Genomic DNA, 21,661 nt, shown 5'->3' with positions numbered 1-21,661 from the left:
CCCCGCCGGTGTGCGGGGGCGCGGGGCTCAGATCCGGTCGAGCACCCGGGCCAGCAGCGAACCCATCCGGGTCGCCGAGTCCCGCCCCGCCTGCAGCACCTCTTCGTGGTTGAGCGGCTCCCCGCTCAGCCCGGCCGCGAGGTTGGTGACCAGCGAGATGCCCAGCACCTCGGCACCGGCCTCGCGCGCGGCGATGGCTTCGAGCACGGTGGACATGCCGACCAGGTCGCCGCCCATCACGCGGACCATGTTGATCTCGGCGGGCGTCTCGTAGTGCGGGCCGGTGAACTGCACGTACACGCCCTCTTCGAGCGTCTCGTCGATCTCCTTGCACAGCGCGCGCAGCCGCGGCGAGTACAGGTCGGTCAGGTCGACGAAGTTGGCGCCGACGATCGGGGAGGCCGCCGTCAGGTTGATGTGGTCGCTGATCAGCACGGGCTGACCGGGGCGCATGCCCTCGCGCAGACCGCCGCAGCCGTTCGTCAGGACGACGGTCCCGCACCCGGCCGCGACGGCGGTACGGACCCCGTGCGCGACGGCGGCGACGCCCCGGCCCTCGTAGAAGTGCGTGCGGCCGAGGAAGACCAGGACACGCTTCTCACCGATCCGGTACGAGCGGATCGTGCCGCCGTGACCCTGTACGGCGGGTGCCGGGAACCCGGGCAGCTCGGTCACCGGGAACTCGGCCTCCGGAGTGCCGAGCGCATCGCCCGCGGGTGCCCAGCCGGAACCCATCACGAGCGCGACGTCGTGGGTCTCGGCACCGGTCAGCTCGCGCAGGCGGGCGGCGGCGTCGGAGGCGGCGGCGTACGGGTCGCCCTGGATCTGGTCCGGAATAACTGATGCGTTCACGCGGATGAGGGTAACCGGTGATTCCCTACGCGCGTAGATGCCCTTGCGCAGAGTCTGCGCGCACTTGCTCGTACTTTCACACAAAAGCGCTGGTCGGCAGGTCAGCAGGGGCGCTTGCGCAGTTCCATCACATAGTCGTGCGGCGCGCCCGCGGACTCCGCCGCGTCGGCGATCTCACCCAGATAGCGGGCGGAAGGCAGCCCGCCCTCGTAGCCGTTCAGCACATACATCCAGGCCGGCTCCTCGCCGTCCAGGGTGTGCACCCGCACCCGCATCCGGCGGTAGATGTCGAGCCCGACACCCTCCCACCGGTCCATGGAGTCCTCGTCCATCGGCGCCAGGTCGTACAGCGCCACGAAGACCTGGGAACGGGGGGCCTCCACCACCGTGGCGAGCGCGCCCTCCCAGCCCATCTGCTCCCCGCCGAAGGTCAGCCGCCAGCCGTTGAGCCAGCCGGTGCCGCGCAGCGGGGAATGCGGTGCGCGGCGCGTCATCAGCCGCGCGTCGAGGTTGCCGGCGTACGCGGCGTAGAGCGACATGGGTTCGAGGGTACGGGAGGTGACGGTGAGAACGTCGATTCCGGTGCGGAAGACCACTCAGAGGGTTCCGCTTCCCGCTCCCGGGCCCCGGCGCGCACGCCCCGGCGCACGTATGGAGGGCCCCGGGGCGAAGCACCTTGGCGCGTGCGGGACAATGAAGTACGTACTGCATTCCCCCGGGGCGCTCCCCCGGACCCCCGGCCGGGGCAGCAGACGGCCGCGGGATGACATACGCGAGGCGGACTTTTCGTGACCCGGATCGTGATCATCGGCGGCGGACCCGGCGGCTACGAGGCGGCACTGGTGGGCGCCCAGCTCGGCGCGGAGGTGACCGTCGTCGACTGCGACGGTCTCGGCGGCGCGTCCGTGCTCACCGACTGTGTGCCCTCGAAGACCCTGATCGCGACGGCGGAGGTGATGACCACCTTCGACTCCTCGTACGAGGAACTGGGCATCATCGTCGCCGACGACACCCCGCACGTCGAGCAGGCCGCCCGTGTGGTCGGCGTCGACCTGGGCAAGGTCAACCGACGGGTGAAGCGCCTGGCGCTCGCCCAGTCCCACGACATCACCGCCTCCGTCACCCGCGCCGGCGCCCGCGTGATGCGCGGCCGCGGCCGTCTGGAGGGCCTCCAGGCCGCCGACGGCTCCCGCAAGGTCGTCGTGACCGCCGCCGACGGCACGGAGGAGACGCTCACCGCGGACGCCGTGCTGATCGCGACCGGCGGCCACCCCCGCGAGATCCCGGACGCGCTCCCCGACGGCGAGCGCATCCTGAACTGGACCCAGGTCTACGACCTCGACGAGCTGCCCGAGGAGCTCATCGTGGTCGGCTCCGGCGTGACCGGCGCCGAGTTCGCGGGCGCCTACCAGGCGCTCGGCTCGCGCGTCACCCTCGTCTCGTCCCGCGACCGGGTGCTGCCGGGCGAGGACCCGGACGCCGCCGCCGTCCTGGAGGACGTCTTCCGGCGCCGCGGCATGAACGTCATGGCCCGCTCCCGCGCCCAGGCCGCCAAGCGTGTCGGCGACCGGGTCGAGGTCACCCTCGCCGACGGCCGGGTCATCTCCGGTTCGCACTGCCTCATGGCGGTCGGCGCGATCCCGAACAGCGCGGGCATGGGCCTGGAGGAGGCCGGGGTCCGGCTCAAGGAGTCCGGCCACATCTGGACCGACAAGGTCTCCCGCACCAGCGCCCCGGGCGTGTACGCGGCCGGTGACGTCACCGGGATCTTCGCCCTCGCCTCGGTCGCCGCCATGCAGGGCCGGATCGCGATGTACCACTTCCTCGGCGACGCGGTGGCCCCGCTGGACCTGAAGACGGTCTCTTCGAACGTCTTCACCGACCCCGAGATCGCCACCGTCGGCTACACCCAGGCCGACGTCGACGCCGGCAAGATCGACGCCCGGGTCGTCAAGCTGCCCCTGCTGCGCAACCCGCGCGCCAAGATGCAGGGCATCCGCGACGGCTTCGTCAAGATCTTCTGCCGCCCCGGCACCGGCATCGTGGTCGGCGGCTGTGTCGTCGCGCCGCGCGCGAGCGAACTCATCCACCCCATCTCGATCGCGGTCGACAACAATTTGACGGTAGAACAGATCGCAAACGCCTTCACCGTGTATCCGTCCCTGTCGGGTTCGATCGCGGAAGTGGCCCGGCAGTTGCACACCCGTAAGCGCGCGGGCGAGGCGTAAACGCCCCCGGAAACCCGGAGAACCCCGGCGACTTCCGGCAACTCCGGCGGTCCGGTGACCGCCGTCCGATCAGTACAGAACAACAACGGGGCCGCCTATACCACTTGGCGGCCCCTTGTATGTACAACTTCCGTTATTCGGCGCAAACTGCTGAAAACACTCGGGCGGTCACGTTACTGTCAGTTTCGTGTTCGCTGCAGAACGTCGTCAGTTGATCCTCGAAATGGTGCGTGCCAACGGGGCGGTATCGCTCCGTGAGCTCGCCCGCGTCGTCCAGACCTCCGAAGTGACCGTACGGCGGGACGTGCGGGCACTGGAGGCAGAAGGACTCCTCGACCGCCGGCACGGCGGTGCGGTACTGCCGGGCGGTTTCACGCGTGAGTCCGGCATTCCGCAGAAATCCCATCTCGCCACCGCGGAGAAGACGGCCATCGCCGACCTGGCCGCCGGTCTCGTCGAAGAGGGCGAGGCCATCGTCGTCGGCGCCGGTACGACCACGCAGGAGCTGGCCCGCCGGCTCGCGCGGATCCCCGGCCTGACCGTCGTCACCAACTCCCTCCTGGTCGCCCAGGCATTGGCCCATGCCAACCGGGTGGAGGTGGTGATGACCGGCGGCACGCTGCGCGGTTCCAACTACGCCCTGGTGGGCAGTGGCGCCGAGCAGTCCCTCCAGGGCCTGCGGGTCTCGCGCGCGTTCCTCTCCGGGAGCGGGCTCACCGCCGAGCGCGGCCTCTCCACGTCCAACATGCTCTCCGCGAGCGTGGACCGGGCGCTGGTGCAGGCCGCCGCGGAGGTGGTGGTCCTGGCCGACCACACCAAGCTCGGCGCCGACACCATGTTCCAGACGGTGCCGACGGACCTCATCACCCGCCTGGTGACGGACGAGCCCCCCGGCCACGACGACCGTGCCGCCACCGAACTCCAGGCCCTGGCGGACCAGGGCGTACAGATCGCGGTGGCCGGTTCGGGCGGTGGCCCCGCAGCTGCCGAGCCCCTCCCGCACGGCCGTCAGGGCCGCCGCGACCTGCCTGTGCCCGGACAGCGCCGTACGCACGGGGGTGGTCCCGGAGCCCCGGGTCCGCAGCAGCTGCGGAGTGCCGCGTCCCTGACGGAGCAGGGCCAGGGCCCTGGGGACCGGGCAAGGGTCGCGGACCTGCGACGCAGGTAGCAGCCGAGAGCCGGCCTCGTCGGCGTTCGGGGCGCGGGGTCCGGGGCGGAACCCCTCAACACCTCTCCGCGCTCGGCCCCTTCAGCCCCTGCAAGGTCAGCATCAGCAACCGCCCCGCCAACTCCGGGTCGTCCGGCGACTGTTCGGCAGCCAGCGCGATCGCGTTGGTCAGCTGCATCAGGTCGTCGATCGACACATCCGGCCGCACGGCCCCGCTCGCCTGCGCCCGCGCCAGCAACACCGCCCCCGCCTCGCGCAACGGCACATTGCACTGGGCCAGGGCCGAAGTCTCGTCCCGCGACGTCGACATGAGCGCCTGCGCGAGCCCGCGGTACTCACCCGCGTGGGTGATGATCGCGCCCAGCCATTCCACCAGGCCCCGGCAGGGCTGCTCCGCCCCCGCGAGTTCACGGGAACGGGTGATCAGTGACGTCAGGGCGTCCTGGAAGACCGCGTTCATCAGCGCGTGCCGGTTCGGGAAGTGCCGGTAGAGCGTGCCGATCCCCACGCCCGCGCGCCGCGCGATGTCCTCCAGGGACGCGTCGGTGCCGTGCTCCGCGAAGGCGGTCCGGGCCTCGCTCAGCAGCCGGCCGTAGTTCCGGCGCGCGTCGGCACGCATCGGCCGGGCCGGTGTCCGTGCCGCACTGATCGCCATGGCGCAGTCCTCCCTTTCTTCCGCCCCGGGGTCCAGGATGCCATCGCCCCCGCAGGAGTGAGGCCACGCGGAGTGGCGCACGACAGGGGCCCCCGCCGAGTCGCACGACTCGGCGGGGGCCCCGGCGGAACGTCGGGTACCGCCCGATCAGTCCTTGATCTCGCAGATGACGGCGCCGGAGGAGACCGAGCTGCCGACCTCGGCGGCAAGACCCTTGACGGTGCCGGAGCGGTGCGCGTTCAGCGGCTGCTCCATCTTCATGGCCTCCAGGACGACGATCAGGTCGCCCTCCTGGACCTGCTGGCCCTCCTCGACCGCGATCTTGACGATGGTGCCCTGCATCGGGGACGCCAGGGTGTCGCCGGAGACCGCTGAACCGCTCTTCTTCGCGGCGCGGCGCTTGGGCTTGGCGCCCGCGGCGAGCCCGGTACGGGCCAGGCTCATGCCGAGCGAGGAGGGCAGGGAGACCTCGAGACGCTTGCCGCCGACCTCGACGACGACCGTCTCACGGCCGGCCTCCTCCTCGGCCTCGGCGTCGGCGGTGGCGGTGAAGGGCTTGATCTCGTTGACGAACTCGGTCTCGATCCAGCGGGTGTGCACCCGGAACGGATCGCTGGTGAAGGCCGGGTCGACGACGACCGCGCGGTGGAACGGGATGGCCGTGGCCATGCCCTCGACGTTGAACTCGGCCAGCGCACGGGCGGCACGCTGGAGCGCCTGCTCACGGGTCGCGCCGGTCACGATCAGCTTCGCCAGCAGCGAGTCCCAGGCGGGGCCGATGACGGAGCCGGACTCCACACCCGCGTCGAGGCGGACACCGGGGCCGGTCGGCGGGGCGAACGTGGTGACGGTGCCCGGGGCGGGCAGGAAGCCGCGGCCCGGGTCCTCGCCGTTGATCCGGAACTCGAAGGAGTGTCCGCGCACGGCCGGGTCGTCGTAGCCCAGCTCCTCGCCGTCGGCGATGCGGAACATCTCGCGTACGAGGTCGAGACCGCTGACCTCCTCGGTCACCGGGTGCTCGACCTGGAGCCGGGTGTTGACCTCCAGGAACGAGATGGTGCCGTCCGTGCCGACCAGGAACTCCACCGTGCCGGCGCCGACGTAGCCGGCCTCCTTCAGGATGGCCTTGGACGCCGCGTACAGCTCCGCGTTCTGCTCGTCCGACAGGAACGGGGCCGGGGCCTCCTCGACCAGCTTCTGGTGGCGGCGCTGGAGCGAACAGTCACGGGTGGAGACCACGACCACGTTGCCGTGGGTGTCGGCCAGGCACTGCGTCTCGACGTGACGCGGCCGGTCGAGGTAACGCTCCACGAAGCACTCGCCCCGGCCGAACGCCGCGACGGCCTCACGGACCGCGGAGTCGTACAGCTCCGGGATCTCCTCCAGCGTGCGCGCCACCTTCAGCCCGCGACCGCCGCCGCCGAAGGCGGCCTTGATCGCGATCGGCAGGCCGTGCTGCTCGGCGAAGGCCACGACCTCGGCGGAACCCCCGACCGGGTCGGGCGTGCCGGCCACCAGCGGGGCCCCGGCACGCTGCGCGATGTGCCGGGCGGCGACCTTGTCGCCGAGGTCCCGGATCGCCTGCGGCGGCGGACCGATCCACGTCAGACCGGCGTCCAGCACGGCCTGGGCGAACTCGGCGTTCTCCGACAGGAAGCCGTAGCCCGGGTGGATGGCGTCGGCCCCGGAGTCCTTGGCAGCCTGGAGCACCTTGGCCATGTCCAGATAGCTGGCGGCCGGGGTGTCACCGCCCAGAGCGAATGCCTCGTCGGCCGCGCGCACATGCAGAGCGTCGCGGTCAGGGTCTGCGTAGACGGCCACGCTCCCGATCCCGGCATCCCGGCATGCCCGAGCAACACGGACAGCAATTTCGCCACGGTTGGCGATGAGCACCTTGCGCACGATGGCTCCCTCCTTGAAACAAGCTGAGTTTAGGGACTACCGACACGGCCCTACGACCCGTCCCCAATGGTGAGCTTGCCCACACGGAGTGTGATTCGAGGCTTGCTCAAGTCGCGAAATCCCTTGTGGCACCACGGTACGCCGGGTTTCATAACCGCACAGTAGCCACAAGGTGTGGTCCAGGTCTCTGTTCGTGCGAGCTGCGAGTTTTCGCGTTTCTTTGTCGAGTCCCCACTAATGGGCGAACGATTCTTTGCGCGACGCACGAGAGCCGCGACAAGGGGGTGGGTGACGAGTGCGCCCGCGCACGCGTGGCGCGCGGGGCGGGGGCGGAGATCGTCCGGGCCCTTGTCCGGAGCATTACCCGTTAGTAGGGTCCGCGCTATCGCACGTACTGCAGGTAACAGGGGGTGAGCGCCGTGGTGCGCAGACCGGTGGCGTTCGTGGCCGCGCTCGTGCTGTTCGCGGAAGCCGTGGGCGTCGTGCTCATCAACGGCATCCTGGCGACGGTGGTCAAGAACCAGGACATGTCGCTGGCCGGGATGGACCCCGCCGTCATGTCCAACGGCACCTGGGTGATGGGCGGCGTCTTCGGCCTGTACCTGCTGCTGTGCGGCCTGCTCCTGCTGCTGGCCGGCATCCGCGACCGGGCCCCGGGCCGCTTCGCCCGCGTCGTCCTGATCCTCTGCGCCGTGGTGCACGGGGTGCTGGGCGCGCTGGTGGTCGGCCTGGTCGGCTGGACCGCGTTCGCGTTCCTGATGGTGGTGCTCGGCCTGATCGTGCTGACCCTGGTGGCGTACGGCACCCGGTCGGACGAGCCCGGCGACGAGCCCGCCGACGACGCCGGGGCGAGCGCCCCGGCGCCGGTCTGACGGGCCGGCCCCGGCCCGTCGGTTCTCAGACCCAGAGCTCGGTGACGGAGATTCCCAGCTCGCCCAGCAGCCGGCGCAGCAGTGGCAGCGAGAGCCCGATGACATTGCCGTGGTCGCCCTCGATGGAGTCGACGAACGGAGCCGAACGGCCGTCCAGGGTGAAGGCGCCCGCGACGTGGAGCGGCTCGCCGGTGGCCACGTAGGCGGCGATCTCGGCATCCGTCGGTTCGCCGAAACGGACGGTCGTGGAGGCGGTCGCCGAGGCGGTGCGTCCGGTCGCGGTGTCGATCACGCTGTGGCCCGTTCGCAGTACACCGGCCCGGCCGCGCATGGACTTCCAGCGGGCGATGGCCTCCTCGCCGTCGGCCGGCTTGCCGAGCGCCTCGCCGTCGAGTTCGAGCACCGAGTCGCAGCCGATGACCAGAGCACCCGCCGCCTCCGGCCGGCCGGCCACCGCCGCGGCCTTGGCCTCGGCGAGCACGAGCGCCAGCTCGGCCGGTGTCGGGGCGCTCAGCGCGTCCTCGTCCACGCCGCTGACGATCACCTCGGGCGCGAAGCCGGCCTGCCGCAGCAGACCGAGGCGGGCGGGGGAGGCGGAGGCGAGCACGAGACGGCGCTGATCAGTCATACGCGCCATCGTAGAAGAGGCGGACCGGCCCCGGCCCCGCTCAGCGCAGACCGGCCACGAACATCGCGACCACCATCGCGAGAGCGAGCACCAGCCCCGCACGACGCATCATGGCCTGGGCGTCGCGCAGGTCCTTCGGGGGCTTGTTCTCGGGGTCGGACCACAGCATGGAAACGATCCTGCTGCCGCGACGGACGGCGCGCCTGAGTACGGGTACTCAACCCTCGTGGTGCCTACGGGCCAGATCGCGCCCGCACGCGCCGGAGGCCCGGACCCGAAAGGGCCCGGACCTCCGGAAACGTGTGGGAAGGAATGCTTCCGCGCCTACCCGGGCCAGTACGTCCGGGCCCAGGCCCGCGGCCCCGGCAGATGACGTGTGCGCCGGGCGATGCGTCCCGGGTCGGACCACTGGCCGGGCAGCGCCGGCGAGCCCGCCGGTGCACCGGACGGCTCGCCGGACGCCGTCGCCGCGGCGCGCGCCCGCACCACCGCCAGGGCGGCGGCCAGTTCCTCAGGGGTCGGGTTGCCCCGTACGACCTTGATCATGGCCAGGACCCTTTCTAGAGGGGGATGTTGCCGTGCTTCTTCGGGGGCAGCGACTCCCGCTTGGTACGCAGCTGGCGCAGCCCCTTCACGATGTGGGCGCGGGTGTCGGACGGCATGATCACCGCGTCGACGTAACCGCGTTCGGCCGCCACGTACGGGTTGAGCAGCGTGTCCTCGTAGTCGGCGATCAGCTCGGCGCGGGTCGCGTCCTGGTCGTCGGCGGCGGCGATCGTCCGGCGGTGCAGGATGTTCACCGCGCCCTGCGCGCCCATCACCGCGATCTGAGCGGTCGGCCAGGCGAGGTTGATGTCGGCGCCCAGGTGCTTGGAGCCCATGACGTCGTACGCGCCGCCGAACGCCTTGCGGGTGATCACCGTGATCAGCGGGACGGTCGCCTCGGCGTAGGCGTAGATCAGCTTGGCGCCGCGGCGGATGATGCCGCCGTACTCCTGGTCGACGCCGGGCAGGAAGCCGGGGACGTCCACGAAGGTCAGCACGGGCACGTTGAAGGCGTCGCAGGTGCGGACGAAGCGCGCGGCCTTCTCGCTCGCGTTGATGTCCAGGCACCCCGCGAACTGCATCGGCTGGTTGGCGACGACGCCGACCGGGTAGCCCTCGACGCGCCCGAAGCCGGTGATGATGTTCGGCGCGAACAGGGCCTGGGTCTCCAGGAACTCGCCGTCGTCCAGCACGTGCTCGATGGCGGTGTGCATGTCGTACGGCTGGTTCGCCGAGTCCGGGATGAGGGTGTCGAGCTCGCGGTCCTCGTCCGTGGTGGCGAGATCGGCCGCCTCGGGGAAGGCGGGCGCCTCGGACAGGTTGTTCGAAGGCAGGTACGACAGCAGCGACTTGACGTACTCGATGGCGTCCTTCTCGTCGCCCGCCATGTGGTGCGCCACACCGGAGGTGGTGTTGTGGGTGCGGGCGCCGCCGAGCTCCTCGAAGCCGACGTCCTCGCCGGTGACCGTCTTGATGACGTCGGGACCGGTGATGAACATGTGCGAGGTCTGGTCGACCATGACCGTGAAGTCGGTGATCGCGGGGGAGTAGACCGCGCCGCCCGCGCACGGTCCGACGATCAGCGAGATCTGCGGCACGACACCCGAGGCGTGCACATTGCGGCGGAAGATCTCCGCGAACAGACCGAGCGCCGCCACGCCTTCCTGGATCCGGGCGCCGCCGCCGTCGTTGATGCCGATGACCGGGCAGCCGGTCTTCAGCGCGAAGTCCATCACCTTGACGATTTTCTCACCGTAGACCTCGCCGAGCGAGCCGCCGAAGATGGTGAAGTCCTGCGAATAGACGCAGACGGGGCGGCCGTCGACCGTCCCGTAGCCGGTCACGACGCCGTCTCCGTACGGGCGGTTCTTCTCGATGCCGAAGTTGGTGGAGCGGTGCCGGGCGAATTCGTCGAGTTCCACGAAGGAACCCTCGTCGAGCAGCAGGTCGACCCGTTCGCGCGCGGTCAACTTGCCCTTGGCGTGCTGCTTCTCGACCGCGCGCGCGGAGCCCGCGTGCGTCGCCTCGTCGATTCGGCGCTGCAGGTCCGCGATCTTGCCCGCGGTGGTGTGGATGTCGGTCTCTTCCGGCTCGGACATCGGGTGGCGGCTCCCTGCCTGGTCACGGGGACGACTGTGCTGCTGATCAGGTATCTGAACACCTACTGACCCGTAGCGTATCGGCGCGGATACGGTTCGGCAGTGCGGCGTTTGACACACCTAGTCTGGCTTGCATGACACCTTCGGATGCGCCACGGAACCGTTGGTCGGACCTGGACCGGCCACCCCTGAACGTCGCCGCGCTCCGCCGCGGACTGCTGCGGCCGGGCGGGCTGTGGACCTCGCTCGACGTCGTGGAGACCATCGGGTCCACCAACTCGGAGCTCGCCCGGCGGGCGGCGGCCGGGCTCGACGAGGGCACCGTGCTGGTCGCCGAGGAGCAGACCGCGGGCCGCGGCCGCCTCGACCGCACCTGGACGGCTCCGGCCCGTTCGGGCCTGTTCTTCTCCGTCTACCTGGAGCCGGGCGACGTGCCCGCCGAACGGTGGGGCTGGCTGCCGCTGCTCACCGGCGTCGCCGCGGCGACCGGCCTGGCGAAGGCCGCGGGCGTCGACACGGCCCTGAAGTGGCCCAACGACCTCCTGGTCACGGTGGAGGGCGTGGAGCGCAAGGCGGGCGGCATCCTGGCCGAGCGCGCCGGGGACGGCGTCGTCATCGGCATGGGCCTCAACGTCTCCCTGCGCGCCGAGGAACTGCCCGCCCCCACGGCCGGCTCGCTGGCCCTGGCCGGGGCCGTCTCCACCGACCGCGAGACCCTGCTGCGGGGCGTGCTGCGCTCGCTGGAGCACTGGTACGGCCAGTGGCGCGCGGCAGACGGCGACGCGGCGGCGAGCGGCCTCCAGGAGGCGTACGCGGCGGGCTGCGCGACCCTCGGCCGGACGGTGAGGGCCCAGCTGCCCGGAGACCGCACGCTCACCGCCGAGGCCGTGGCGATCGACGGCGACGGCCGCCTGATCCTGTCCACCGACGACGGCCTCCAGGAACCGGTGTCGGCCGGTGACATCGTCCACCTGCGGGGCGCGGGGGGCGGCCTGGTCTGAGGACCATGCCCTCCTGGCCCCCCACCGGCCGCAACCACCCACGCCCCCCGGCCCGCCCAGGGGTCGTTCCGGGAGGCTCCGGGGGTTGAGGACCATGCCCTCCTGGAAACCCCCCACCGGCCGCAACCACCCACGCCCCCCGGCCCACCCAGGGGTCGTTCCGGGAGGCTCCGGGGGTTGAGGACCGTGCCCTCCTGGAAACCCCCCACCGGCCGCAACCACCCACGCCCCCCGGCCCACCCAGGAACATTCCCGGGTGCCATACGGGCGTGAGCCACGGCACACCTGCCGTATCGTTGAGGCGATCCACCGACAGATCGGCAGGGCAGTGCGCAGGGAACGGGCAGGAGGCGGCTGGTGACCGTCGACGACACGACCTCCGGTGCGGGAGCACAGCCCCCGTCGGAACCCTCGGTCCACGCGACACCGCATCACGAAGTCGACCATACGGCGGAGCCGACCGACGACCCCCTCGCGATCCGGCTGGAACAGCTGATCCTGGGCGCCGACCGTCGCTACACGCCTTTCCAGGCGGCCCGTACCGCCGGTGTCTCGATGGATCTGGCCTCCAGGTTCTGGCGGGCCATGGGCTTCGCCGACATCGGGCAGGCCAAGGCGCTCACCGAGGCCGATGTGCTGGCGCTGCGCCGGCTCGCCGGTCTCGTCGAGGCGGGGCTGCTCAGCGAACCGATGGCGATCCAGGTGGCCCGCTCCACCGGGCAGACCACCGCCCGGCTGGCCGAGTGGCAGATCGACTCCTTCCTGGAGGGGCTGACCGAGCCGCCCGAGCCCGGGATGACCCGTACCGAGGTCACGTACCCGCTGGTCGAGCTGCTGCTCCCGGAGCTCCAGGAGTTCCTGGTCTATGTGTGGCGGCGCCAGCTGGCCGCCGCCACCGGGCGGGTCGTGCAGGCCGCCGACGACGAGGAGATGGTCGACCGGCGCCTGGCCGTCGGTTTCGCCGACCTCGTCGGGTTCACCCGGCTGACCCGGCGGCTGGAGGAGGAGGAGCTCGGTGAGCTGGTCGAGGCCTTCGAGACCACCTCGGCCGACCTGGTGGCCGCCCATGGCGGCCGTCTCATCAAGACCCTCGGCGACGAGGTCCTCTTCGCCGCCGACGACGCGGGCACCGCGGCCGAGATCGCGCTGCGCCTGATCGAGGCGATGACCCAGGACGAGATCATGCCGGCGCTGCGCGTGGGCATCGCGTTCGGCACGGTCACCACCCGGATGGGCGATGTCTTCGGTACGACGGTGAACCTCGCCAGCCGGCTGACCTCGATAGCGCCGAAGGACGCCGTGCTGGTGGACGGGGCGTTCGCCGAGGAGCTGACCCGTACCGGCGACGCCCCGGCCTCCGAGGCGCAGGCGGCGGAGGAGGCCGCGGTGGCCGAGAAGGAGCGCCAGGAAGGCGTGGAGCCGCTCGCCCTGCCCAAGTACCGCTACGGGCTGCAGCCGATGTGGCAGCGCCCGGTGCGCGGCCTCGGCGTGGTGGAGCCCTGGCTGCTGGCGCGCCGCACCACCTCCTGAATCCCGGGCCCGGACACTCCCGGGACCACTGTCCGGGCCGCGCCATAGGATCCCTCCGGTAACGATCGTTAACCGGAGGGGTGAAGCCATGACCGTCACGTCCGAGCAGCGGTTCGGGGAATTCGTCGTCGTACGGGTCCACGAGGGGCAGGAACACGTCGCCGAGCTGGTCCTGGACCGGCCCGGGGCGATGAACGCCGTGTCCACGGACATGGCCCGTTCGATCGCCGCCGCCTGTGCCGCGCTGGCCGCCGACCCCGGCGTGCGGGTCACCGTCCTCACCTCCAGCCACGAGCGGGCCTTCTGCGTGGGCGCGGACCTGAAGGAGCGCAACTCCTTCACCGACGCCGATCTGCTGCGCCAGCGCCCCACCGCCCGGTCCGCGTACACCGGCGTGCTCGAACTGCCGATGCCGACGATCGCCGCGGTGCACGGCTTCGCGCTCGGTGGCGGATTCGAGCTGGCGCTGTCCTGCGACCTGATCGTCGCCGACCGTACGGCCGTGGTCGGCCTGCCCGAGGTGTCGGTCGGTGTCATTCCGGGCGGCGGCGGTACGCAGCTGCTGCCGCGGCGGATCGGTGCGGCGCGCGCCGCCGAGCTGGTCTTCACGGCCCGGCGGGTGGAGGCGGCCGAGGCGCACGACAGCGGGCTGGTCGACGAACTGGTGGAGGCCGGGCAGGACCGTACGGCCGCGCTGGCGCTCGCCGGCCGGATCGCCGCCAACTCCCCGGTGGGGCTGCGGGCCGCCAAGCGGGCGCTGCGGCTGGGCCACGGCCTCGATCTGCGGGCCGGCCTCGAAGTCGAGGACGCGGCCTGGCGCTCGGTGGCCTTCTCCGGGGACCGGGCCGAGGGCGTGGCCGCGTTCAACGAGAAGAGGAAGCCGAACTGGCCCGGCGAGTGATGCGGAGTGACCTTCGGTAACTGAATGGACACGAAGTGCACGCAACGAAAGCCCCAAACTGATCAAATCACCACAAAACTACATAAGCTGTAGCGATGGGTGGTGATGATGCACGGCTGCGGGCCGTGGTTGCGCTTGCGCAGGCGATGGCGGCGGCGCACACCCCGCGGGGGTCGTGGCGAGCGGCCGCGCTGGGGGCGTGCGAGGCGCTGGGCGGCAGCTTCGCCGCGCTCTCCGTGTGGGAGCGGGGGCGCGGGGAACTGCGGGTGCTGGTGAACGCGGGCGAACGGGCCGAAGGGGAGGAGGAGTTCCCCGAGGCGGAGACGTATCCGGTGCACCAGTTCCCGGAGATCACCGAGTTCCTGCACGAACGGTGGGCCAAGGGCGGTGAGCCGGACGCCTGGGTCGAGACCGCCGACGGCCCGCCCGGCGCGGCGCCGGGCGGGGGCGCGGGGCTGCGGCAGTACGGCAGCGGGTACGGCCGGGAGCGGGTGGCCGCGCTGCGGCGCCGCGGGCGCGGCTGCTGCGTGGTCGCCCCGATCGTGCTGCACGGGCGGGCCTGGGGCGAGTTGTATGTGGCCCGCCCGGTGGGGGCGCCGGTGTTCGGGCGGTCGGACGCGGACTTCGCGACCGTGCTGGCCGCGGTCGTCGCCGCCGGGGTCTCCCAGAGCGAACGGCTCGAAGAGGTCCGCAAGCTCGCCTTCACCGATCCGCTGACCGGTCTGGCCAACCGTCGCGCCGTCGACGTACGGCTGGACGAGGCGGTGGAGCGGCACCGGGCGGACGGGGCGGTGGTCAGCCTGGTCGTCTGCGATCTCAACGGTCTGAAGCAGGTCAACGACACCCAGGGCCACGCGGTCGGCGACCGGCTGCTGGAACGTTTCGGCTCGGTGCTCTCCCGCTGTGGCGCCATGCTGCCCGGCGCGCTCGCGGCCCGGCTCGGCGGTGATGAGTTCTGTCTGCTCACGGTGGGGCCCGAGGTGGACGACGTGGTCCGGGTGGCCACCGAACTCTGCGAACGGGCAGCCGAGTTGGAGCAGGGTGACGGGGTGGCGTGCGGGATCGCGTCGACCGGTGACCCGATCGGTCCGGTGGTGTCGGCGCGGCGGCTGTTCCGGCTGGCGGACGCGGCCCAGTACCGGGCGAAGGCGGCCCGCTCGGTCGGGCCGGTGGTGGCGGGGCGCGACGGCGAGGTGCTCCGGCTGGCCGACTCGCCGCCCAAGCCCGCGCACGACCGCCGCCACCTGCGCGGCAGTCGTCCCTGAGCGCCGCACCGGCCGGTAAGGGGTCAACCGCACGACCACTAGTGACATGAAGGGATTCAGTCCGTACGCTTCTGAATATGGATATGCATACAGTCGTGGTGGGGACGTCCGGCACCACCGCTCAGGACGTCATCGCCGTGGCCCGCGGCAACGCCCGCGTCGAGCTCTCCGCAGCCGCCGTCGAAGCGCTTGCCGCCGCCCGCGAGATCGTGGACGCACTCGCCGCCAAGCCCGAGCCGGTCTACGGCGTCTCCACCGGATTCGGGGCGCTGGCCAGCCGGCACATCAGCCAGGATCTCCGCGCACAGCTCCAGCGCAACATCGTCCGCTCGCACGCCGCCGGCATGGGGCCGCGCGTCGAGCGCGAGGTCGTGCGCGCGCTGATGTTCCTGCGGCTGAAGACGGTCGCCTCCGGACACACCGGCGTACGCCCCGAGGTCGCGCAGACCATGGCCGACGTCCTCAACGCGGGCATCACGCCCGTGGTCCACGAGTACGGCTCGCTCGGCTGCTCCGGCGACCTGGCCCCGCTCTCCCACTGCGCCCTGACGCTGATGGGCGAGGGCGACGCGGAGGGTCCCGACGGCACCGTGCGCCCGGCCGGTGAACTGCTCGCCGCCCACGGCATCACCCCGGTCGAGCTGCGCGAGAAGGAGGGCCTCGCCCTTCTCAACGGCACCGACGGCATGCTCGGCATGCTCGTGATGGCCCTGGCCGACCTCAAGAGCCTCTACACCTCCGCCGACATCACCGCCGCCCTCTCCCTGGAGGCGCTGCTCGGCACGGACAAGGTGCTCGCCCCGGAGCTGCACGCCATCCGCCCGCACCCGGGCCAGGGCGTCAGCGCCGACAACATGCTGCGGGTCCTCGCCGGATCCGGCCTCACCGGCCACCACCAGGACGACGCGCCCCGTGTGCAGGACGCCTACTCGGTGCGCTGCGCCCCCCAGGTCAACGGCGCGGGCCGCGACACCCTCGACTACGCCGGGATCGTCGCGGACCGCGAGCTGGCCTCCGCCGTCGACAACCCCGTCGTCCTTCCCGACGGCCGGGTCGAGTCCAACGGCAACTTCCACGGCGCCCCCGTCGCGTACGTACTCGACTTCCTGGCGATCGTCGCGGCGGACCTCGGCTCCATCACCGAGCGCCGCACCGACCGGCTGCTGGACAAGAACCGCTCGCACGGGCTGCCGCCGTTCCTCGCCGACGACGCCGGGGTGGACTCGGGCCTGATGATCGCCCAGTACACCCAGGCCGCCCTGGTCAGCGAGATGAAGCGGCTGGCGGTACCCGCCTCGGCCGACTCGATCCCGTCCTCCGCGATGCAGGAGGACCACGTCTCCATGGGCTGGTCGGCGGCACGCAAGCTCCGTACCGCCGTCGACAACCTCGCCCGGATCGTCGCCGTCGAGCTCTACGCGGCGACCCGCGCCATCGAGCTGCGCGCCGCCGGAGGACTCACCCCCGCCCCCGCCTCGCAGGCCGCCATCGAGGCGCTGCGCGCGGCGGGCGTCCAGGGCCCGGGGCCGGACCGCTTCCTGTCGCCGGACCTGGCCGCGACGGACGCGTTCGTGCGCGCCGGCAAGCTGGTCGCCGCGGTCGAGCCGGTGACCGGCCCGCTGGCGTAGGCCCGTTCCGGAGGCGTCCGGAGGTGCTCCGGACGCCTCCGGGCGTGTTCTAGGCGGAGAAGGCGTCGCTGCGGCGGGCCGAGTGGGAGACCAGCGCCGCGCCGATGCCCAGGAACGCCACTCCGCCGATCAGATACGGAGTGGTGTCGATCCCGGTCCCGGTGTCGGCCAGCCTCGGACCGGCCGCGGTGTCCCCGGCGACGGTGGTGGTGGTCGGTCCGCTCCGGTTGCCCGACGGACCGGCCGGTTCGCCCGTCGCGTTGGCGGACGGTACGAACCAGAGGGCGGCCAGCAATGTGCCCGCGGCGGTGGCGGTCAGGAGCGGGCGGCGAGCGATGACCACGGAATCGATCCCCTTGTCACGGCCGTGAGTTAGTCATGTGCGCCGATGCTAGTGAAAGCAGCGGGTCGCGGGAAAGCCGGGAGTGCGGGGAGCTTACGCTCCGGCGCATGAGCACTTCTGAGACAGCACGCTTTGTTCGGCTTCGAGTTGAAATGGTGCTGGAGATCACGGACCCCGACGCACTCAGCGGCACCGCCCTGGAGTCGATCGCCGCCGAGTTCGGGGAGCCGGGCGGCGAGTCCGCCGAGGAACGCCTGCGCGCCGAGGCCGCCGTACGGGAGGACGGCGCGGAGGCCCTCGCCTCCCTCGTCGACCCGTTCGACCTGGTCGGTGAGGTGCCCGGGGTCGAACTCGCCCAGGCGTCCTGGAGCAGCGAGATCGTCGACTACGACCCGGACGACCCGGACTCCTGGGACCTCGACGACGAGGACGACGAGGAGGACGAGGACGACGAGGAGGACGAGGAGGACGGTGCGGAGGGCGGTGGTGGCGTCCCGCACAATGGGTGAGGACGACGACGGTCACGTCGCCGCGGGCGGCGGGACCAGCAGCTGGTGAACACCGGCCCCGGACCGCTTCGCACGCGGACCGGGGCCGTGTGGTTCGCCGCTCACCCCTACGTGATCGGCGTCGGGAACCACCGCAGCCGCGGACGCGTCGTTGAGTGTTGTTCCCCACATCTTTCTTGGATGGGGAACGGAGGACCCTTTCCATGGGTTCTAGGACCATTGACGGGTTTCGCCGGTCGGCGGCTCCGCTCGGGGTTTTTGGGGATTCGGCAACGATGGAGAAGCGTGTGATGACGGACAGCAAGCGGCGCAGGGGCCTGATGGCCGCGTCCGCACTGCTCGGCGGCGTACTGGTGCTCACCGGCTGCAACGACAGCGGCGAGAGCAGTGCCGAGGGCTCGAAGAAGTCGCAGGCGGCCGAGGTCGACAAGGCAGCGGCCCAGGACGCGTCGGAAGCCCAGATAACGATCTCGCCGAAGAACGGCGCGACCAACGCGAGCATCAACAACGACGCCAAGGTCACTGTCGCCAAGGGCACGCTCTCCGAGGTCACCATGACCACGACGGCCGGAGCCACCGTCAAGGGCACGCTCTCCGCCGACGGCAAGAGCTGGAAGCCGGACGTCCAGCTGGAGCGCTCCACCACGTACAAGATCAGCGCGACGGCGAAGGACTCCAAGGGCCGCGAGGCCCACGAGAACTCCTCCTTCACCACCGTCTCGCCCGCCAACAGCTTCATCGGGAACTTCACCCCCGAGGACGGCTCCACGGTCGGCGTCGGCATGCCCGTCTCGATCAACTTCAACAAGGCGATCACGGACAAGAAGGCCGTCGAGGCCGGCATCACCGTGACGTCCAGCAGCGGCCAGCAGGTGGCGGGCCACTGGTTCAACTCGCAGCGTCTCGACCTGCGCCCGGAGAACTACTGGCAGGGCGGCTCCACCGTCACGCTGAAGCTGGCGCTGGACGGCGTCGAGGGCGCGGACGGCGTCTTCGGCGTGCAGCAGAAGACGGTCACCTTCAAGGTCGGCCGCAACCAGGTCTCGACGGTCGACGCCAAGACCAAGATGATGACCGTCACCCAGGACGGCAAGACGATCAGGACCATCCCGATCTCTTCCGGCTCCCCCGACAACCCCACGTACAACGGACAGATGGTGATCTCCGAGAAGTTCAAGGAGACCCGGATGAACGGTGCGACGGTCGGCTTCACCGACGACGACGGCAAGGGTGAGTACGACATCAAGGACGTGCCGCACGCCATGCGGCTGTCCACCTCGGGCACCTTCATCCACGGCAACTACTGGGGCGCGCGGTCGATCTTCGGCAGCGCCAACACCAGCCACGGCTGCGTCGGCCTCGCCGACGTGAAGGGTGCGGGCGACGCCAACCAGCCCGCCGCCTGGTTCTACAACAACTCCATCGTCGGCGACGTGGTCATCGTCAAGAACTCCCCGGACCGGACCATCACCCCCGACAACGGCCTCAACGGCTGGAACATGAGCTGGGCGCAGTGGACGGCGGGCTCCCAGGCCTGACCCACCCCACGCGCCGTCCCCGGCGCGAGCCGCCGGCCGTCGCCCCTGGCGACGGCCGGTCCCCGAATCCCGTACGGAGGCGGCGGCACCCGGATCCCCACGGATCCGCGGTGCCGCCGCCTCCGGCGTTCGTATGTCTTCTCATCCGGCTTTCATCGCGGCCTTATCCCGCCATCACAAGCACTCCATAGCGTCGCGCCATGTTCTTCACCTACCTCCGGCGCGAGCTGCGCCGTCGCAGAAAGGCGGCGCTGGTCGTCGCCTCGGGACTCGCGCTGGGCATCGCGCTGGTCATCGTCGTCAGCTCGGTCTCCACCGGCATGAGCCGGGCCCAGGACAAGGTCCTGGAATCGCTGTACGGCCTCGGCACGGACATGACGGTCACCAAGGCCGCCGCGGCTCCCGGATCGGGGGAGGGACGCCCGAAGTTCGAGTTCGACGCCAAGGGCGACGACGACGCCACGCAGAGCAGCGACCGGGTCATGGTCCAGGGCTTCCAGACACTGGCCTCGTCGACCGTCACCAGGATCGGCGGACAGAACGGCGTCGCCGGCGCCGTCGGCGGCCTCAGCCTCAACGTGATGAAGGTCGACGGCCAGTTCAAGCGCGGTGAGTTCAAGCAGCAGGAGGGCGCGGGCCAGAGCGGCCGGAGCGGCCCCGGCGGGCAGGGCGGCACCGGGCAGCCGCAGGGCGAGGTCAGGGGCGGCGGCGCCTCCTTCGACGTCAACTCCTACTCGGTGTACGGCACCGACGTCACCGAGCAGAACCTCGGCCCGCTGACCTCGTCGAAGATCACCAAGGGGCGTACGTTCAAGACGTCCGAGACCGACGCGAAGGTGGCCGTCGTCGACTCCGCGTACGCCAAGGAGAAGAAGCTCGACGTCGGCAAGACCGTCACCGTCCACGGGACGGAGTTCACCGTCGTCGGGGTCTCGACCGCCGACAGCGGTGACGCGGCCGCCAACCTGTACATCCCGCTCAAGCAGGCGCAGACCCTCGCGGACTCGAAGGACAAGGTCACCACGGTCTATGTGAAGGCCGCGGACTCGCAGCAGATCGACCAGGTCAAGTCCACCATCCAGAAGAACGTTTCGGGCACCACCGTCACCACCTCCGCGGACCTCGCCGACACCGTCTCCGGTTCGCTCTCCACCGCCTCCGACCTGGCCGCGGGCGTCGGCAAGTGGCTCTCGATCGTGGTGCTGGCCGCCGCGTTCCTGGTGGCCGGTCTGCTCACCTCCTCGGCGGTCAGCCGCCGGGTACGGGAGTTCGGCACGCTCAAGGCGCTCGGCTGGAAGAGCGGCCGGGTCACCCGCCAGGTCGTCGGCGAGGCCCTCGTCAACGGGCTGCTGGGCGGCGTCCTCGGCATCGGCATCGGCCTGGCCGGCGCGTACCTCGTCACCGCGATCAGCCCCACGCTCACCGCACAGCTCGGCGCGTCCGGCGGCGGCATGGGCGGTGGCCGGTTCATGGGCGGACCGGGCCGGGCCGCCGCGTCCAGGACGCTCGACATCGCGCTGACCGCACCCGTCTCGCTCTCCGTCATCCTGGCCGCCGTGGCGCTGGCCGTGGCGGGCGGGCTGATCGCCGGGGGCTTCGGCGGCTGGCGGGCCTCCCGGCTGCGGCCGGCCGACGCCCTGCGCCGCGTCGAATAGCCCACCCCGTGCCCCATCCCCCTCAGTCCCAGCAGGAGTTGACCCATGTACACGCTCAGAGACGTCACCAAGCGCTATGCGCGCGGCAAGTCCACCGTCCACGCGCTCGCCGGTGTCGATCTGACCATCGAGGACGGTGGCCGGCTGGTCATCCAGGGCCCCACCGGCGGCGGCAAGTCCACACTGCTGCAGATGCTCGGCGGCCTGGACCGCCCCACGAGCGGCAGCGTCGAGCTCGACGGCGTCGATCTGGCGAAGCTGAGCGAGGCCAAGCTCACCAAGGTGCGCGCCGAGAACATCGGCTTCGTCTTCCAGAGCTTCAACCTCATCCCGACGCTCACCGCCCAGGAGAACGTCGAGACCGCGCTCGTACCGCTCGGCGGCCGGGCGTCCGAGCGCCGCCGGCGGGCCGCCGAGGCACTGGACTCCGTCGGCCTCGGCGAGCGGCTCGGGCACCTGCCCAGCGAGATGTCCGGGGGCCAGCAGCAGCGGGTGGCGATCGCCCGTGCCCTGGTCAAGCAGCCGAAGGTGCTGCTCGCCGACGAGCCCACCGGCAACCTCGACGAGTCGATGCGCGACGAGGTCATGGAGGTGCTGGAGACCATGTGGAAGGAGCACGGACTGACCTTCGTCATGGTCACGCACGACAGCGCCATCGCCCGGCGGGCACCGCGCCTGGCGACCATCCGCAAGGGCGAGGTAACGATCACGGAGAACGCGGCGGCCTGACACGGGGAGGCCTGCGGAGTGCGGCATGTGCGGCGGGGCGGGGGCACATTTACTCCACCCATTCGGGCGCGCCGGAGCGGGTCTCCCGGTCGCCTGGGAGCTGTGACATGACC

At 71.3% G+C, this 21,661-nt stretch carries 21 protein-coding genes; 12 read left to right on the top strand and 9 right to left on the bottom strand.

All coding sequences use genetic code 11. The features are described 5' to 3' along the window. Window positions 1–27 precede the first annotated feature (27 nt). Together ACWCPY_RS35675 and ACWCPY_RS35670 are read right to left on the bottom strand one after the other, a co-directional pair. Window positions 28–852: a purine-nucleoside phosphorylase gene (locus ACWCPY_RS35675; protein ID WP_362448127.1), complete on the bottom strand. Its 825-nt coding sequence runs from the start codon at window positions 850–852 to the stop codon at window positions 28–30. Between the two features lie 101 nt (window positions 853–953). Further along, window positions 954–1,391 carry a gamma-glutamylcyclotransferase gene (locus tag ACWCPY_RS35670; RefSeq protein WP_072486709.1) on the bottom strand — a complete coding sequence of 146 codons (438 nt, stop codon included), beginning with the start codon at window positions 1,389–1,391 and terminating at the stop codon, window positions 954–956. Window positions 1,392–1,640: 249 nt separating this feature from the next. Here ACWCPY_RS35670 and ACWCPY_RS35665 point away from each other — a divergent pair, with 249 nt between their 5' ends. Together ACWCPY_RS35665 and ACWCPY_RS35660 are read left to right on the top strand one after the other, a co-directional pair. Beyond that, complete coding sequence (locus tag ACWCPY_RS35665) at window positions 1,641–3,080, top strand: NAD(P)H-quinone dehydrogenase (RefSeq protein ID WP_326767398.1); 1,440 nt, start codon at window positions 1,641–1,643, stop codon at window positions 3,078–3,080. A 187-nt stretch (window positions 3,081–3,267) separates the two neighbouring features. Continuing rightward, the gene (locus ACWCPY_RS35660; RefSeq protein WP_451272137.1) at window positions 3,268–4,248 is read left to right on the top strand and encodes a DeoR/GlpR family DNA-binding transcription regulator; all 981 of its coding nucleotides are present in this window, start codon (window positions 3,268–3,270) and stop codon (window positions 4,246–4,248) included. A gap of 55 nt (window positions 4,249–4,303) precedes the next feature. On the opposite strand, the gene ACWCPY_RS35655 is transcribed toward ACWCPY_RS35660, so the two are convergent. Then, on the bottom strand, window positions 4,304–4,903 hold the full coding sequence (locus tag ACWCPY_RS35655; RefSeq protein ID WP_451272135.1) for a TetR/AcrR family transcriptional regulator: 600 nt from the start codon (window positions 4,901–4,903) through the stop codon (window positions 4,304–4,306). 147 nt (window positions 4,904–5,050) lie between these two features. Beyond that, window positions 5,051–6,805 carry an acetyl/propionyl/methylcrotonyl-CoA carboxylase subunit alpha gene (locus ACWCPY_RS35650; protein WP_451272133.1) on the bottom strand — a complete coding sequence of 585 codons (1,755 nt, stop codon included), beginning with the start codon at window positions 6,803–6,805 and terminating at the stop codon, window positions 5,051–5,053. A 410-nt stretch (window positions 6,806–7,215) separates the two neighbouring features. Between ACWCPY_RS35650 and ACWCPY_RS35645 the strand changes: the two genes are divergently transcribed. Beyond that, the gene (locus ACWCPY_RS35645; protein WP_451272131.1) at window positions 7,216–7,677 is read left to right on the top strand and encodes a hypothetical protein; all 462 of its coding nucleotides are present in this window, start codon (window positions 7,216–7,218) and stop codon (window positions 7,675–7,677) included. Window positions 7,678–7,702: 25 nt separating this feature from the next. Here ACWCPY_RS35645 and ACWCPY_RS35640 read toward each other — a convergent pair whose 3' ends face one another. The 4 genes from ACWCPY_RS35640 to ACWCPY_RS35625 form a co-directional block, all read right to left on the bottom strand. Next, window positions 7,703–8,314, bottom strand: a complete 612-nt coding sequence (locus ACWCPY_RS35640) for a nucleoside triphosphate pyrophosphatase (RefSeq protein WP_451272129.1) — start codon at window positions 8,312–8,314, stop codon at window positions 7,703–7,705. A 31-nt stretch (window positions 8,315–8,345) separates the two neighbouring features. Continuing rightward, window positions 8,346–8,474 (bottom strand): morphogenic membrane protein MmpB, encoded by a 129-nt coding sequence (gene mmpB, locus ACWCPY_RS35635; protein ID WP_451272127.1) that lies wholly within the window; start codon window positions 8,472–8,474, stop codon window positions 8,346–8,348. Between the two features lie 155 nt (window positions 8,475–8,629). Next, complete coding sequence (locus tag ACWCPY_RS35630; protein ID WP_451272125.1) at window positions 8,630–8,851, bottom strand: acyl-CoA carboxylase epsilon subunit; 222 nt, start codon at window positions 8,849–8,851, stop codon at window positions 8,630–8,632. A 14-nt stretch (window positions 8,852–8,865) separates the two neighbouring features. Further along, window positions 8,866–10,449: an acyl-CoA carboxylase subunit beta gene (locus ACWCPY_RS35625; protein WP_451272123.1), complete on the bottom strand. Its 1,584-nt coding sequence runs from the start codon at window positions 10,447–10,449 to the stop codon at window positions 8,866–8,868. Between the two features lie 134 nt (window positions 10,450–10,583). Here ACWCPY_RS35625 and ACWCPY_RS35620 point away from each other — a divergent pair, with 134 nt between their 5' ends. From ACWCPY_RS35620 to hutH, 5 genes are all read left to right on the top strand, one after another. Further along, entirely contained in the window at window positions 10,584–11,450 is an 867-nt protein-coding gene (locus tag ACWCPY_RS35620; protein WP_451272121.1) for a biotin--[acetyl-CoA-carboxylase] ligase, read from the top strand. A gap of 357 nt (window positions 11,451–11,807) precedes the next feature. Continuing rightward, window positions 11,808–12,980, top strand: a complete 1,173-nt coding sequence (locus tag ACWCPY_RS35615) for an adenylate/guanylate cyclase domain-containing protein (protein ID WP_451272119.1) — start codon at window positions 11,808–11,810, stop codon at window positions 12,978–12,980. Window positions 12,981–13,068: 88 nt separating this feature from the next. Further along, window positions 13,069–13,881 (top strand): enoyl-CoA hydratase/isomerase family protein, encoded by an 813-nt coding sequence (locus ACWCPY_RS35610; RefSeq protein WP_451272117.1) that lies wholly within the window; start codon window positions 13,069–13,071, stop codon window positions 13,879–13,881. Window positions 13,882–13,976: 95 nt separating this feature from the next. Next, on the top strand, window positions 13,977–15,146 hold the full coding sequence (locus ACWCPY_RS35605) for a diguanylate cyclase domain-containing protein (RefSeq protein WP_451272115.1): 1,170 nt from the start codon (window positions 13,977–13,979) through the stop codon (window positions 15,144–15,146). 77 nt (window positions 15,147–15,223) lie between these two features. Beyond that, window positions 15,224–16,774: a histidine ammonia-lyase gene (gene hutH, locus ACWCPY_RS35600; RefSeq protein WP_451272113.1), complete on the top strand. Its 1,551-nt coding sequence runs from the start codon at window positions 15,224–15,226 to the stop codon at window positions 16,772–16,774. A gap of 49 nt (window positions 16,775–16,823) precedes the next feature. On the opposite strand, the gene ACWCPY_RS35595 is transcribed toward hutH, so the two are convergent. Further along, window positions 16,824–17,117: a hypothetical protein gene (locus ACWCPY_RS35595; protein WP_451272111.1), complete on the bottom strand. Its 294-nt coding sequence runs from the start codon at window positions 17,115–17,117 to the stop codon at window positions 16,824–16,826. A 107-nt stretch (window positions 17,118–17,224) separates the two neighbouring features. Between ACWCPY_RS35595 and ACWCPY_RS35590 the strand changes: the two genes are divergently transcribed. From ACWCPY_RS35590 to ACWCPY_RS35575, 4 genes are all read left to right on the top strand, one after another. After that, a complete protein-coding gene (locus ACWCPY_RS35590; RefSeq protein WP_451272109.1) occupies window positions 17,225–17,626 on the top strand; it encodes a hypothetical protein in 402 nt (133 codons plus the stop codon). A gap of 275 nt (window positions 17,627–17,901) precedes the next feature. Next, window positions 17,902–19,164 carry a L,D-transpeptidase gene (locus ACWCPY_RS35585; protein ID WP_451272107.1) on the top strand — a complete coding sequence of 421 codons (1,263 nt, stop codon included), beginning with the start codon at window positions 17,902–17,904 and terminating at the stop codon, window positions 19,162–19,164. Between the two features lie 200 nt (window positions 19,165–19,364). Next, on the top strand, window positions 19,365–20,819 hold the full coding sequence (locus ACWCPY_RS35580) for an ABC transporter permease (protein WP_451272105.1): 1,455 nt from the start codon (window positions 19,365–19,367) through the stop codon (window positions 20,817–20,819). Between the two features lie 45 nt (window positions 20,820–20,864). Further along, window positions 20,865–21,548, top strand: a complete 684-nt coding sequence (locus tag ACWCPY_RS35575) for an ABC transporter ATP-binding protein (RefSeq protein ID WP_451272103.1) — start codon at window positions 20,865–20,867, stop codon at window positions 21,546–21,548. Window positions 21,549–21,661 lie beyond the last annotated feature (113 nt).

The sequence above is a fragment of the Streptomyces sp. NPDC002403 genome, assembly GCF_053593015.1.
Note: the sequence above shows the minus strand (reverse complement) of the source record. Positions and strands in the feature narration are given on the sequence as shown.

Coding starts and splice junctions, on each gene's coding strand:
- ACWCPY_RS35670 (WP_072486709.1), bottom strand. CDS start 1,391: ATGTCGCTCTACGCCGCGTACGCCGGCAACCTCGACGCGCGGCTGATG.
- ACWCPY_RS35655 (WP_451272135.1), bottom strand. CDS start 4,903: ATGGCGATCAGTGCGGCACGGACACCGGCCCGGCCGATGCGTGCCGAC.
- ACWCPY_RS35640 (WP_451272129.1), bottom strand. CDS start 8,314: ATGGCGCGTATGACTGATCAGCGCCGTCTCGTGCTCGCCTCCGCCTCC.
- mmpB (WP_451272127.1), bottom strand. CDS start 8,474: ATGCTGTGGTCCGACCCCGAGAACAAGCCCCCGAAGGACCTGCGCGAC.
- ACWCPY_RS35630 (WP_451272125.1), bottom strand. CDS start 8,851: ATGATCAAGGTCGTACGGGGCAACCCGACCCCTGAGGAACTGGCCGCC.
- ACWCPY_RS35625 (WP_451272123.1), bottom strand. CDS start 10,449: ATGTCCGAGCCGGAAGAGACCGACATCCACACCACCGCGGGCAAGATC.
- ACWCPY_RS35620 (WP_451272121.1), top strand. CDS start 10,584: ATGACACCTTCGGATGCGCCACGGAACCGTTGGTCGGACCTGGACCGG.
- ACWCPY_RS35610 (WP_451272117.1), top strand. CDS start 13,069: ATGACCGTCACGTCCGAGCAGCGGTTCGGGGAATTCGTCGTCGTACGG.
- ACWCPY_RS35605 (WP_451272115.1), top strand. CDS start 13,977: ATGGGTGGTGATGATGCACGGCTGCGGGCCGTGGTTGCGCTTGCGCAG.
- hutH (WP_451272113.1), top strand. CDS start 15,224: ATGGATATGCATACAGTCGTGGTGGGGACGTCCGGCACCACCGCTCAG.
- ACWCPY_RS35590 (WP_451272109.1), top strand. CDS start 17,225: ATGAGCACTTCTGAGACAGCACGCTTTGTTCGGCTTCGAGTTGAAATG.
- ACWCPY_RS35585 (WP_451272107.1), top strand. CDS start 17,902: ATGGAGAAGCGTGTGATGACGGACAGCAAGCGGCGCAGGGGCCTGATG.
- ACWCPY_RS35580 (WP_451272105.1), top strand. CDS start 19,365: ATGTTCTTCACCTACCTCCGGCGCGAGCTGCGCCGTCGCAGAAAGGCG.
- ACWCPY_RS35575 (WP_451272103.1), top strand. CDS start 20,865: ATGTACACGCTCAGAGACGTCACCAAGCGCTATGCGCGCGGCAAGTCC.